Origin of the sequence: Nonomuraea sp. NPDC049152 (assembly GCF_040648355.1) — a bacterium.
Lineage (GTDB): Bacteria > Actinomycetota > Actinomycetes > Streptosporangiales > Streptosporangiaceae > Nonomuraea.
Genome location: NZ_JBEZDO010000006.1, coordinates 162,178 through 174,262 on the forward strand (window position 1 = coordinate 162,178; position 12,085 = coordinate 174,262).

The following is a 12,085-nucleotide window of genomic DNA, read 5'->3' on the forward strand; positions in this document are numbered from 1 at the left end:
CCCGGCGCATGGAACAGTCACCCAGCGGGCGCCGGCGACATGGCTGGTGACGGGCATGAGGCCCGTACCGCTATCTCACCGTGATTCCTCTGGCTCGGAGTACGGCGACGGTGGAGTCCGGGAGCCCCGGACACCCCTGTATCGACACCTTCGCACACGCGGGAAGGTCGGGGATCTCGCCGAGATCGACCAGGGAGGGGCAGTGATAAAGGCTGAGGGACCGCCAGGACGGCAGGTCGGGCGCGCCGAGGGTCCGCAGGTTCGGGCAACTCGCGATGACCAGCCTCTCCACGTACGGCAGGCCGGGAAGGGGCGTCAGGTCGGTGAGCTGGTTCAGCCCGTGAAGGGTCAGTTGGCGCAGCGCGGGCATCTGGGCCAGGGCGGAGAAGTCCTGTATGCGGTGAGTGAAGGCCAGGTCGACGTTTTTGAGCGATGGATGCCCTTCAAGCCCCTCCAACGAGGTGAGCCTGTTGGGCTCGGTGATGATGATGTCGGTCACCGCGGGCAGCCGCGACAGGGGGCGCAGATCGGGTAGGGGCAGGACGGAAGGCCGAGGCCGGTCAGGTGGGGGTGGTGGCCGAGGTCGTCGAGACCCTTCAGGTTCGTGCAGCCAGTGAGCCACAGCTCGGCCAGCCGGCTCAGCCCTGACAGGGGGCTGACGCTCTGAAGCGACCGGCAGTACTGCAGGTTGAGGTATTCCAGCTCGGGGAGGGCCCCGGTGATGCCGTCCAGGTGCGCCACCGCTGTCTTCTCGAGGTCCAGACGGCGCAGCCCGCAAGCCGCCATCAGCGGGGAGATGTCGGAGACCTGGCGGCAGCCGCTCAAGTTGACGCTTCTCAACGCGGCGCACTGAGAGAGCGGCTTCAGGTCGGTGACTGCTACGCAGGGGCCAGGACGACTTCGGCGAAGCCGCCAGGGTCTTCGGTCTCCGCCCAGAGCCTGAGGAGCTTGTCGGTGGAGGGCAGCGCGATCTCGGCGAACTGGGAGGCCAGTTCGAGCGCCTGGCGCACGCTACCGCCGGGCGGCGGATGAAGGACGAGCTCCCGGACGGCCTTCCACGCCCGCGCGGGCGAGGCGGTTGCCACCTTCGGACGCAGTAAGGCCAGTCGGGGTTCCTCGGCTCGCTGCGGAGACGTCATGCTGTGGCATCCTAAGCCCCAGCTCCCGCTGAGCGATCAACGAACTGAGCATCCCATGGATCTTCGCGCAAGCCTGGTCATGTGCTCAGCATGGTGAGGATGTGCGGCCAAGCCGCGGCTCCCAAGGCCGCGTCGGCATGGGGTGAGCCGCCATACAGATAGGACGGCGACTGCTGCGCAGGAGACTCGCCCGGGAAACGGGGCCGGTGTCCTGCCGACGGATGGCTGACGATGTGGACGTGGCGGCGCTCGGCGAGAGCCTCGGCGAACCTGAGAGACGGCCACATCTGATCGTCTCCACCGGACACGAGCATGACTTCGGCGCGGGTCCGTTCCAGTGGGATGGCGGCCTCGGGAGGGGCGGCGGCGAGACCGCGTTCATAGAACGCGCGGAAGGACGTGGGCGGCCCTTCCGCAGGCCATTCGGCGGGATAGGAGGCGAACGGGAGCGGCTGGCCCTGCCACATCCAGGACGACCGGTAGGGTTCTGTCACGCCATCGAGTCCGGGCCCGACATTGGCCCAGACGACAGACGAGGGTGACAGGGCGATCGCAGCCTCCACTCGCGGCTCGACGCACGCCAGCATCAACGCTGCTTCCGCGCCCTTGGACACCCCCAGCACGGCCAAGCGCGACACACCTGTCCCAGCCAGCAGGTCGAGCGCGGACACGAACGTCTCCAGCGGTACCTCGCAGATCCCCGGCGGCTGACCTGGCCCGCCGAACCACCGGATGGACATCGCGGTCATGCCGTGCGCCGACAAGAGATCACAACGCCCCGGGTCGATCCGGCCGCTGGATCCGGTCAGCACGAGCACCCCGACCTCGGCGCTGTCGGAAACAGCTAGGTACTTCTCCACCTTGGGATTATGGCCAACTCATCAGTCAGCTGTCCCAGGGGCCCGGGGGCAGCTCGCGCGGACACCGCCGTATCGATGCGTTACGCGCCCATGCGGCCGGTGGGCAGGTCCCGGAGGCGACGGAGCGGGCTGGCCAGCAGGATCAATCCGCTCAGCGCGAAGATCCCCAGCATCACCCACAGGGCCGCCCGTACGGAGAGTGCGGTCGCCAGCGTGCCCGCCAGCATGGCGCCGAGTGGGATGGCACCGTAGTTGACCACCTGGACGCTGGTGGTCACCCGGCCCAGTACGTCGGTGGGCACGTACGTCTGCACGAAGCCAGAGAAGATCACGTTGCCTGCGACGATGCCCCCGATGATCGCGATGCCGGCCGCGACGAACGGCACCAGCCACACGCCGCGGTCAGCGCACGCGATCAGCAGGCCCAGCGGCACCAGTCCGGCCTTGCCCAGCAGGACGGCCCGCGCGCTGCCCAGCCGTGCCGCCATCGGGCGGGCGGAGAAGGCGCCGATGACACCGCCTACGCTGGTGGCCGCGATCAGCGCCCGTCACTGGCTTCCGCTCAGTGGGCGGCGGAGAGAGCTGCGGCGAGAGCCGCCTCGACGAGTAGATAGAAGACGGTGGGATAGAACCGTGACGGACGCTCGACGACCATGGAGACGATCCGTCCCGCGGCCATACCCGCGAGCGCCAGGGCGATGGTCGTTGTGACGCCGTCACGCAACCCGACGTCGTTCATGGCCAAGGCGAGTGCCACGGCCACGGCCAGACCGAAGCCGCCGTACACGGCTCGGACCTCGTTGCGGCCGTCGGCCGACAGCAGCGCCGTGCCGAAGGGGGCCACCAGCGAGGTGGGCCAGATCAGGCCATAGATCCCCATCCCAGCGAAGAAGACCATCACCACGCCGATGACCACTTGGCTCATGGGTTCCAGCATTACGGGAACAGCGGTCGGCCGTCGACGACCTCCCAGGTAGTGGCGGATGAGCGCGACGTGTGCCGCCCCCTTCGGGGTTGTCTCCCAAGCCGTTCGGTGGCCCCCACGATCCTGGACGCCACCCTGATATCCACGGGTGTCGGAGAACGAGAGCGCGCGGCCGAGCGTTCAGACGACGGCGACGACCTCGGCGTAGTGGCAGGCGGCCGGGTGGCCGTGACCGCGGTCGACCAGGTCGGGCGTCTGCTCGACGCAGGCGGTCCGCTCGGCCTCGGTGAGCTGTCCGAACTTCGGGCAGCGGGTGCGGAACCGGCAGCCGCTCGGCGGGTTGACGGGATTGGGCACGTCCCCGCCGATGACGATCCTCTCGCGTGCCCTGATCCGTTCACGCCGCGGGTCGGGCAGGGGGATGGCCGAGATGAGCGCCTGGGTGTACGGGTGGGCGGGCCGGTCGAACAGCGCGTCCCTGTCGCCGATCTCGACGACCCGGCCGAGGTACATCACGGCGACCCGGTGCGCGATGTGCCGGACCACCGACAGGTCGTGGGCGACGAAGAGGTACGCGAGACCCAGCTGCTCCTGCAGGTCTTCGAGCAGGTTCACCACGCCTGCCTGGATCGACACGTCGAGCGCCGACACCGGTTCGTCGAGCACGAGCAGTTCGGGCCGCATCGCAAGCGCCCTGGCGATGCCGACGCGCTGCCGCTGACCGCCGGAGAACTCGTGCGGGTACCGGTTCCCGTGTTCGGGGTTCAGCCCGACGGTGCCGAGCAGCTCCCTGACCCGGTCAGACCCGTCCTGGCCGTACGTGCCGTGGATGCGCAGCGGCTCCGCGATCGCGTTGCCGACCGTCATCCGCGGGTCGAGGGAGGCGTACGGGTCCTGGAACACGATCTGCATGCGTTGCCTCAGCCGGCGCATCCGCGTGGCGCCGATGGTGCCGAGGTCCTGGCCGTCGAAGAGCACCTGTCCGGACGTCGGTGGCTGCAGGTTGAGGACGGCACGTCCGGTGGTCGACTTCCCGCAGCCCGACTCTCCGACGAGCCCGAGGGTCTCGCCCCTGTGCAGATCGAACGACACGCCGCACACGGCGTGCACGTCCCCGGTCGTCCGCCGGAGCAGACCTTTGCCGCGCACCGGATAGTGCTTGACCAGGTTCCGCACGGACAGCAGCGGCTGCGGGCTCATCGTGCGCCTCCAGCGTTGTCGACCGAGGTCGGGGCGAAGACGTCCTCGGGCCGTCGACCCTCCAGGTCGGCGGAGAAGTGGCAGGCGGCCAGGTGGTCCGACGCGGAAGCGGACAGGTGGCCCGAGGGGGAAGCGGGCGGGGGGCCCGACGCGGAGGCGGTCAGCAGCTCCGGCTCGACCGTCTCGCAGATCTCCTGTCGCATCGGGCAACGTGGCGCGAACGGGCATCCCCGCGGCGGCTCGAGCAGGGACGGCGGCGACCCGGTGATCGGGACCAGCCGGTCACCCCTGCGGGCGTCGTCGAGCCGGGGAAGGCTGCCGATCAGGCCCAGCGTGTACGGCATCCGCGGTTCGTAGTAGATGTCGTCGACGCCTCCGAGTTCCACCGGCCGGCCGGCATACATGACGAGCACCCGGTCCGCCGTCCCCGCGACCACACCGAGGTCGTGGGTGATCAGCACCATGGCGGCGCCGGTCGCGGCCCGCGCGGTCTCCAGCGCCCGCAGCACCTGCGCCTGGACGGTGACGTCGAGCGCGGTGGTCGGCTCATCGGCGATGATGACGTCCGGGTCGTTGGCCATCGCGGTGGCGATGACCACTCGCTGGCGCATGCCGCCGGAGAACTCGTGCGGGTAGTCGCGGGCACGTTCCCTGGGCCGTGGGATCTGCATCATCGCCAGCAGTTCGACGGCGCGTTCGCGGGCCGCCGAGGCGCTGACGTCGTTGTGCGCCCGTACCGCCTCGGCGATCTGGTCGCCCACCGGGTGGACCGGGTTGAGTGAGGTCATCGGGTCCTGGAAGACCATCGCGATCCGGCCGCCGCGGATGGCCCGCATCGCCTTATCCGGCGCGCCGATCAGCTCCTGACCACGGAAGCGGACCGAGCCTCCGACCTTCGCCGAGGCCGGCAGCAGGCCCATCACCGCCATCGACGTGACGGACTTGCCCGAGCCTGACTCGCCCACGATGCCCAGCACCTCGCCTCTCCGCAGCTCGTAGCCGACCCCGCGGACCGCCCTGACCAGGCCGTCGTCGGTCGGGAACGACACGGTGAGGTTCTCGACCTCGAGCACGGTCTCGCGTCCGGTCATGCGCGCACCTTCCGCTGGGTCGGGTCGAAGGCGTCGCGCAGCCCGTCGCCGACGAAGTTGATGGTCAGGGCGATCACCACGATGAACGCGCCGGGGAAGTAGAAGAGCCAGGGCCGGGTGCTGACCGCGGTGTCGGCCTCGCTGACCAGCAGGCCGAGCGAGGTGTCGGGCGGCTGCACTCCCAGGCCGAGGAACGACAGGGCCGTCTCCACCAGGATGGCGGCGGCCACGAGGATCGTGACGTTGACGATGACGGGCCCGAACGCGTTGGGGATCAGGTGCCGGAAGATGATCCAGCGGTCGGTGGCGCCGAGCGCGCGGCTCGCCTCGACGTACTCCTTCTCCCGCAGCGACAGCACGACGCCACGCACCACGCGGGACACGTACGCCCACTGGAGGGCCGCGATGACGAGCGCGACGAACCACCAGGAGCCCGAGGTGGCGCGGGTCAGCACGGCGGCGACCGCCAGCAGCGGCAGCGTGAGGACCAGGTCGGCGAACCGCATCATCACGCTGTCGGTGATGCCGCGGTAGTAGCCGGAGAACGCGCCCCACAAGGTGCCCAGCAGCCCGGCCAGGAACGCGATGAGCAGGGCGATCTCGATCGACCGCTGGGTGCCGCGCAGCACCTGCGCGAACGTGTCGTGCCCGAGGTTGTCGGTGCCGAAGGGATGCTCGAGCGAGGGCGGGACCGAGGCCGCGGAGGTGATGTCGGCGTAGTCGTAGCGCCAGAGCGCGCCGCCGACGAAGGCGAGCAGGACGACGGCGACGAACAGCACCAGGCTGATCACCGCCGCCTTGTGCCGGAGGAAGCGGCGGAGCACCAGCTCGCCCTGACCGCGCTGCCGTACCACGACGGCTGCCGGCGGCTTCGACATGCGGCGGACCACCGCCTCGCTGTCGTCACTCATAGCGGATCCGGGGGTCGAGGAGGGCGTACAGCAGGTCGGCGATCAGGTTGAACACGATGACCGCGACGGCCACCACCAGCAGCCACGCGAGCACCGCGTAGGCGTCGCGCTGGTCGACCGAGGTGACGAGGAAGTCGCCGAGCCCTCGCCACTGGAAGACCGTCTCGATGATCACGGCGCCGGAGATCAGCGACGCGAAGTCGAGCGCGGTGACCGTGGTCATGGGGATCAGCGCCGTCCGCAGCGCATGCCGCACGACCACCCGTCGCCTGGAGAGTCCTTTGGCCCGGGCGAACAGGACGTAGTCGCTGTTCAGCACGTCGAGCATCGACGCACGCTGGAACCGGCTCCACGCGCCGAACGAGATCAGCGCCAGCGAGATCGTCGGCAGCACCATGTGGCCCGCCGTGTCGGCCAGCTGGGCCCAGGCACCACCCTCGACGACGACGGATCTCTCCCCGATCGTGTACACCACCTGGTCTCCGACGAGCTTGTTGAGCGAGATCCCGCCCTGCTTGAGCAGGACGGCGAACCAGAACGACGGCATCGACAGGAACAGGAACGCGGCGAACGTGAACCCGTAGTCGATCCCCGAGTACTGCTTCACCGCGCTGAGCACGCCCACCACGACGGCGAGCGCGAGCGCCAGGACGACGGCCACGGCGATCAACCGGACGGTGACGCCGAACCTGGTGACGATCTCGTGGCCGATGTCCAGGTTGGTCCGCACCGAAGGGCCGAAGTCACCCCGGACCACGCCGGTGATCCACGTCCAGTAGCGCTGCAACGGAGGCTCGTCCAGGTGTAGCCGCTGCGCCTCGACCGCTATCACCCCCGGCGACGGGGGCGGGTTGCGGCCCTTGAGGTTGGCGAGCGGGTCGCCGGACAGCGTCACGAGCAGGAAGACGACGAAGGTCGACGCCACGATCACCGGAATGGAGACCAGGAGGCGGCGGAAGGAGTAGGCGAGCACGATCGGATCACCGGCTCGCGCGGTGCCGGCCGCACGTGGAGGCCGACGCGCCGGAGGCGCCCCCGGGCCCGGAGTCCTTCGCCGCCCGGGTCACGCCGGTCAGGGACGCCTTCGACGGCATCCGTATCGTGGGTGTGCTCTCCATGGTCGACCTCCGCGTCGCCGTACCGGACCTCGTAGCCCAGTGCAGTCGTTCGTGCCCGCGGGCACTTCGTCGAAAGCGACGTAACCTCACCGAGGAGTTCGTCGGATCGGATGAACTCTCGGAAGCTCCGGCGGCGCAGGATGCTCGCATGTCGACGACCCTGGTGATTCGCGGTGGCACAGTCCATGACGGCAGCGGTGGCCCCGGCCGCGCCGCCGACGTCCTCGTCAACGGTGACCGGATCGTCGCCGTCGGCCCCGGCGCGGGCGGCGACGACGCGCCCGTGCTCGACGCCACCGGTCTGGTGGTCGCGCCCGGCTTCGTGAACGTGCTGAGCCACGCCTACTTCACCCTGGAGAGGGACGGCCGCGGCCTGTCCGATCTCTACCAGGGCGTCACCACCCAGGTCTTCGGCGAAGGTATCTCGATCGGTCCCTTCACCCCTGCGGTCAGGACACAGGTCGAACCGGGACTCGAGCCCGACGATCCGCCGCTGGTGTGGGACCGGCTGTCGGAGTTCCTCGCCCACCTCGAGGGCAAGGGCGTCGTCCAGAACGTCGCGAGCTTCGTGGGCGCGCACAACCTGCGCATGATCGGGGCGGGCTCGGACGACCGGCCGATGACCGTCACCGAGCTCTCCCACGTTCGCGGCGTCCTCGACGAGGAACTGGCCGACGGCGCGCTGGGGCTGGGGTCGGCGCTCATCTATCCGCCGGGGTGCTTCGCCTCGACCGATGAGCTGGTCGCGCTGTGCGAGGTCGTCGCCCGGCACGACGGCATGTACATCTCGCACATGCGCAGCGAGGGCGACCACTTCCTCGAGGCCGTCGACGAGCTGATCGAGATCGGCCGCCGGGCCGGGCTGCGCGCCGAGATCTACCACCTCAAGGCCGCGGGACGGCACAACTGGCCGAAGATGGCGCGCGCCGTCGAACGCGTCGAGGCCGCACGGGCCTCGGGCCAGCCGGTGACCGCCGACATCTACCCCTATCTCGCCGGGCAGACCCAGCTCGCCGCCTCGATCCCGCCGGACTTCCACGACGGCGGCTACGAGGCGCTCGCGGCCAGGCTGGCCGACCCGGCCGAACGCGCCCGCATCCGCGAGGCCGTCGTGACGCCGTCGGAGCGCTGGGAGAACCTCTATCTCGCCACGGGCGGCGCGGGCGGGGTGATGCTGCTCCCCGACCCGAACGGGCCGGCGGCCGAGTACCGTGGTCTCAGCCTTCTTCAGGCGGCGGAAGGACACGGCACCGATCCGGTGGAGATGCTGTTGCAGCTGGTCGAGCAGGAGCCGGCGCTGCACGCCATGTACTTCATGATGGACGAGGAGGCGTTGCGCACCGCCCTGCGCAACCCGTGGGTCTCCGTCGGCTCCGACGCCCCGACCTACGCCACCGAATCGCCGTACGCCGACGCCCCCACCCACCCGCGGGCCTACGGAACCTTCGCCCGCATCCTCGGCAGGTACGTCCGGGAGCAGTCGCTGCTCACGCTCGGCGAGGCCGTACGCCGGATGACCAGCCTGCCGGCCGGCAACCTCGGCCTGCGCGATCGCGGGCTGCTCGCCGCAGGCAACTACGCCGACATCGTGGTGTTCGACCCGGACACGGTCGGCGACCTGGGGACCTACGAGGAGCCGCACCAGTACGCCACCGGTGTCCGGCACGTGGTGGTCAACGGGCAGACCGCGTTCGCCGACGGCGTGCCCACCGGACTTCTTCCCGGCCGCGCACTGCGCCGCGGACGCTGAGACGCCAGGAGACCGCGCGGCGCGGCCGCGCGGCGAGCGCCCCTGATCCATCGCACCCCCTGGAGCCGACCATGGCCTTCCGCAGAACAACCTCACTGGCTCTGACGACAGGCGCCTTGGCGCTGCTGCTGGCCGCCTGCGCGGGCGGAGACGATGCGACGACATCCGGCGACGGCCGCGTCACCGGTGACGTGAACACCGCGAACAGCGCGAAGGTGGGCACGGGCGGCACGGTGACCTACACGATCACATATCCGATCTCGAACTGGAACGTGCTCAACACCGGCGGCGCGACGTACTCGGTGCTCGACGTCGCCGGCGTGCTGATGCCCGGCGTGTTCACGATGCGGCCGGACGGGTCGCCGGTCCGCAACGAGGCGCTCGTGACGAGCGCGGAGAAGGTAGGCGACTCACCGCAGACGATCAAGTACACGATCGACCCGAAGGCGGTCTGGTCCGACGGCCGGCCGATCTCGGCGGACGACTTCGTCTACACCTGGCGGGCGCTCGACCCGCGCCAGTGCCCGAAATGCCAGGCCGCCAACACCGCCGGATACGACCGGATCAAGTCGGTCACCGGTTCGGACGGCGGCCGGACCGTCACCGTCGTGTTCGACCAGCCGTACGTGGACTGGAAGGCGCTGTTCTCGCCGTTCCTCCCGGCCCACGTCGCGAAGACCTACGGACCGACCGACACCGCCGCGGGCCTGGAGAAGAGCTTCAACGAGGGCTTCGCCACGTCGGTCCCGAAGTTCTCCGCGGGCCCGTTCAGGATCGAGGAGTTCACCGCCGACGGTTCGGTGGTGATGGTCCGCAACGAGAAGTGGTACGGCAAGCCGCCGAACCTGGACAAACTCGTATTCCGGCTCATCACGGACGTCTCGCAGCAACCGACCTCGCTGGCGAACGAGGAGGTCGACGTGATCTACCCCAACCCCCAGGTTGACATCGTCCAGCAGGTCGACGAACTGCCAGGGATCCGCTACCAGGTGACGCCGGGCGCGTCGGTCCACCAGATCTGGCTCAACCTCAACGCCCCCGCGCTGAAGGACGTGGCCCTGCGCAAGGCGATCTTCCAGGCGGTGAGCGTCCAAGAGCTGATCGACAAGACGATCGGGCAGTTCGACGACACCGCGGAGCCCATGAAGAGCCACATGTTCCTCGGCGGCGCACCCGGCTACACCGACGCGGTGACCGCGTTCGAGTACGGCATCGGCGACGCGGAGAAGGCGAAGAAGACCCTGAACGACGCCGGGTACACCGGTGCCGGCTCGAAGCTCGTCGCGCCTGACGGCACGTCCGTCCCCTCCCTGCGCTTCGCGGTGCAGGCGGGCGACAAGCTGCGGGCCAGCGAGGCCCAGCTGGTCAAGGCGGCACTCGCGCCGCTGGGTGTGGACGTGCAGGTGGCCACGGTGTCCAACACGGTCGAGGCCGTGCAGGAAGGGAACTGGGCGATGACGGTCGGCACGGTGTCGCAGTCGCCGTTCACGACGACCAGCAACATCCCGTACTACCTGAGCTGCCCCGAGGGCGTCGCCTTCTGCCGGTTCAACCTCAACAACTACCGCAACCCCAAGGTCGACGCCTTGCTCAACGAGGCCCTGTCGGCCACCAGCGCCGAGGCGGCGACCAAGAAGCTGCAGGAGGCCGACACGATCGTCTCGTCGGACTACGCGATCCTGCCGCTCTACCAGAACAGGTCCTTCCTCGCCTACGACGCGAAGCTCGGCAACATCCGCGACAACAGCCTGGGATTCCCGACCTACAACACCGAGCAGTGGGGACTGCTGGGCGAGTCGTGAGGGTGCCGCCGGTCTTCACCTGCTCAGCGGGGGGAGGTCATGTCGGCAGCCAGACGCGCATGGTCGCCGGGCCGCGGTTGCCGAGGATAGGCGGGCGACCATCAACGACGTGGCCTCCCTTGCGGGGGTGTCGATCGCCACGGCGTCCAAGGCGCTCAACGGGAGCCAGGACGTGCGGGCCTCGACCCGCGATCGGGTCCCGGCGGCGGCGCAGGAGCTCGCCTTCCAGCCGAACGCCCTCGCCAGGGGCCTGTTGTCCGGCCAGACGCGAACCGTGGGGCTGCTGCCCTCCGACAGCGTGGGCCGGTTCGGCATCCCGGTGCTGCTCGGCGCGGAGGACGCGTTCGGCGCCGGCGAGATGGCCGTTCTGCTGTGCGATGCCCGCGGTGACGCCATCAGGGAGCAGCATCACCTGCGCGCGCTCCTGTCGCGCAGGGTCGACGGGCTGATCGTGGTGGGGGAGAGCACCAATCCGCGTCCGTCGGTGAGCAAGAACCTGCCGGTGCCCGTGGTCTACGCCTACGGGCCGTCGGACGACCCGGCCGACGTCTCGTTCGTACCCGACGACGTGGGCGCGTCCGTCATGGCCGTACGGCATCTGCTCGCCATGGGCAGGAGCGGGATCGCGCACGTCACCGGCCCTGCGACCTACAAGGCCGCCCAGGACAGGGCCGAGGGGGTACGGCTGGCGCTGGCGCTGGCGCAGGCGGGGCTGGCGCAGGCAGGGGAGGCGCTCTTCGGCGCGTGGTCGCAGCGGTGGGGGCGCCACGCCGCGGAGATGCTGCTCATGGCCCAGCCTGACATCGACGCCGTGTTCTGCGGCAGCGACCAGATAGCGGCCGGGTTCGTGGAGGCGGCGCGGGAGCGGGGGCGGCGGGTGCCCGACGACATCGCGGTGGTGGGCTACGACAACTGGGAGGTCCTGTCCACCGAGACGCGTCCTGCCCTGACGACGGTGGACATGAACCTGGAGTCGCTCGGCAGGACCGCTGCCCAGCACCTGTTCGCGGCCATCGAGGGCAGGGCGACGCCAGGCGTGCACCGCGTGCCCTGCACCCTGGTGATCCGCGACTCCACCGCGCCCCAGGGCATGGCACCCTGTCATGACCGCCACGCGGCGCGCGGGCGTCACCGAGCCCGAGCCTGGGTGTCGGAACCACAAGCCCTTCAGCGTCCACCTGGTGGAGCGGCGCCGCTGATCCCGCGGGCGGTGACCTCCAGCGTGTCATCACCGGCGTCCTCTCGATGACCCGCCCCCCGAGGTGAGGGCGGCGCACGGCTGCAGGTAA

11 protein-coding genes and 1 pseudogene are annotated in these 12,085 nt (G+C 69.8%); 3 read left to right on the top strand and 9 right to left on the bottom strand.

Annotated features, from left to right (window positions below; all coding sequences use genetic code 11):
• Positions 1-70: 70 nt before the first annotated feature.
• The 9 genes and pseudogenes from AB0B45_RS14020 to AB0B45_RS14060 all read right to left on the bottom strand — a co-directional run bounded on the left by AB0B45_RS14020 (position 71) and on the right by AB0B45_RS14060 (position 7,099).
• The gene (locus tag AB0B45_RS14020; RefSeq protein ID WP_358129796.1) at positions 71-499 is read right to left on the bottom strand and encodes a leucine-rich repeat domain-containing protein; all 429 of its coding nucleotides are present in this window, start codon (positions 497-499) and stop codon (positions 71-73) included.
• Positions 496-825 (bottom strand): leucine-rich repeat domain-containing protein, encoded by a 330-nt coding sequence (locus AB0B45_RS14025; protein WP_358129799.1) that lies wholly within the window; start codon positions 823-825, stop codon positions 496-498. Before AB0B45_RS14025 ends, AB0B45_RS14020 begins: the two co-directional genes overlap by 4 nt.
• Positions 826-878: 53 nt before the next feature.
• Positions 879-1,139: a hypothetical protein gene (locus AB0B45_RS14030; RefSeq protein WP_358129801.1), complete on the bottom strand. Its 261-nt coding sequence runs from the start codon at positions 1,137-1,139 to the stop codon at positions 879-881.
• A 77-nt stretch (positions 1,140-1,216) separates the two neighbouring features.
• On the bottom strand, positions 1,217-1,957 hold the full coding sequence (locus tag AB0B45_RS14035) for an acyl-CoA thioester hydrolase/BAAT C-terminal domain-containing protein (protein ID WP_358129803.1): 741 nt from the start codon (positions 1,955-1,957) through the stop codon (positions 1,217-1,219).
• Between the two features lie 122 nt (positions 1,958-2,079).
• Positions 2,080-2,487 carry a hypothetical protein gene (locus AB0B45_RS14040; RefSeq protein WP_358129806.1) on the bottom strand — a complete coding sequence of 136 codons (408 nt, stop codon included), beginning with the start codon at positions 2,485-2,487 and terminating at the stop codon, positions 2,080-2,082.
• 74 nt (positions 2,488-2,561) lie between these two features.
• Positions 2,562-2,924 (bottom strand): DUF4345 family protein, encoded by a 363-nt coding sequence (locus AB0B45_RS14045; protein WP_358129809.1) that lies wholly within the window; start codon positions 2,922-2,924, stop codon positions 2,562-2,564.
• 180 nt (positions 2,925-3,104) lie between these two features.
• A pseudogene (locus tag AB0B45_RS14050) lies at positions 3,105-5,215 on the bottom strand (ABC transporter ATP-binding protein).
• The gene (locus tag AB0B45_RS14055) at positions 5,212-6,126 is read right to left on the bottom strand and encodes an ABC transporter permease (RefSeq protein ID WP_358129812.1); all 915 of its coding nucleotides are present in this window, start codon (positions 6,124-6,126) and stop codon (positions 5,212-5,214) included. Before AB0B45_RS14055 ends, AB0B45_RS14050 begins: the two are co-directional and overlap by 4 nt.
• Entirely contained in the window at positions 6,119-7,099 is a 981-nt protein-coding gene (locus AB0B45_RS14060; RefSeq protein ID WP_358129814.1) for an ABC transporter permease, read from the bottom strand. The genes AB0B45_RS14055 and AB0B45_RS14060 overlap by 8 nt, the downstream gene beginning before the upstream one ends.
• A gap of 293 nt (positions 7,100-7,392) precedes the next feature.
• Between AB0B45_RS14060 and AB0B45_RS14065 the strand changes: the two genes are divergently transcribed.
• The 3 genes from AB0B45_RS14065 (at position 7,393) to AB0B45_RS14075 (ending at position 12,045) form a co-directional block, all read left to right on the top strand.
• A complete protein-coding gene (locus tag AB0B45_RS14065; protein WP_358129817.1) occupies positions 7,393-8,994 on the top strand; it encodes a D-aminoacylase in 1,602 nt (533 codons plus the stop codon).
• Between the two features lie 71 nt (positions 8,995-9,065).
• Entirely contained in the window at positions 9,066-10,796 is a 1,731-nt protein-coding gene (locus AB0B45_RS14070; RefSeq protein ID WP_358129820.1) for an ABC transporter family substrate-binding protein, read from the top strand.
• Between the two features lie 109 nt (positions 10,797-10,905).
• On the top strand, positions 10,906-12,045 hold the full coding sequence (locus tag AB0B45_RS14075; protein ID WP_358129823.1) for a LacI family DNA-binding transcriptional regulator: 1,140 nt from the start codon (positions 10,906-10,908) through the stop codon (positions 12,043-12,045).
• The last annotated feature ends 40 nt before the right edge of the window (positions 12,046-12,085 follow it).